The sequence below is a fragment of the Luteitalea sp. genome (assembly GCA_009377605.1).
In the GTDB taxonomy this organism is placed as follows: Bacteria; Acidobacteriota; Vicinamibacteria; order Vicinamibacterales; family Vicinamibacteraceae; genus WHTT01.
Window position 1 is genome coordinate 1 of record WHTT01000301.1, and the last position, 614, is coordinate 614.

Annotated in this window: 2 protein-coding genes; both read left to right on the plus strand. The window is 63.5% G+C overall.

Annotated features, from left to right (window positions below; all coding sequences use genetic code 11):
- Window positions 1–467: cytochrome C oxidase subunit I (locus GEV06_29025; protein ID MPZ21883.1), on the plus strand; the 467-nt coding region annotated here is incomplete at its 5' end.
- Window positions 468–472: 5 nt separating this feature from the next.
- On the plus strand, window positions 473–614 hold a 142-nt coding region (locus GEV06_29030), incomplete at its 3' end, for a heme-copper oxidase subunit III (GenBank protein MPZ21884.1).

A 614-nucleotide genomic window follows, 5' to 3' on the forward strand; every position in this document is an offset into this window, starting at 1 on the left:
CGATTTTCGGCCTCTTCGCGGGGATCTACTACTGGTTTCCAAAGGCCACCGGGCGGAAGATGAACGAGACGCTCGGCAAGATCCATTTCGTCGGCTCGCTCGTCTGCATGAACGTCGTCTTCATGCCGATGTTCATCGTGGGGATGGCCGGCGTCTCGCGGCGCCTGTTCGACGGTGGGGCGACATACGCCTTCGCGGAGCCGGTCCTCCACTGGAACGTCGTCTCCTCCTGGGGCGCATGGATCCTCGCGATCTTCCAGATTCCCTTCATCTTCAATTTCTTCTGGAGCATCTGGAAGGGGGAGAAGACCGACGGGAACCCATGGCAGGCCACGACGATCGAGTGGGCCGGTCCCTCGCCTCCCCCGCACGGCAATTTCCTCGAGGCCCCGCAAGCGTACCGCGGGCCCTACGAGTACAGCGTTCCCGGCGCGGCCAAGGACTTCCTGCCGCAGCACGAGGCCTGATCGAGATGGACATCCCCTACACCGTCGAGGTGCGCCGCGACACCGGTCTGACCAACGGCAAGATCGGCATCTGGCTCTTCCTGGCCTCGGAAGTCATGCTGTTCGGAGCCCTGTTCGCGAGCTACATCCTGATCCGGACGGGGGCGC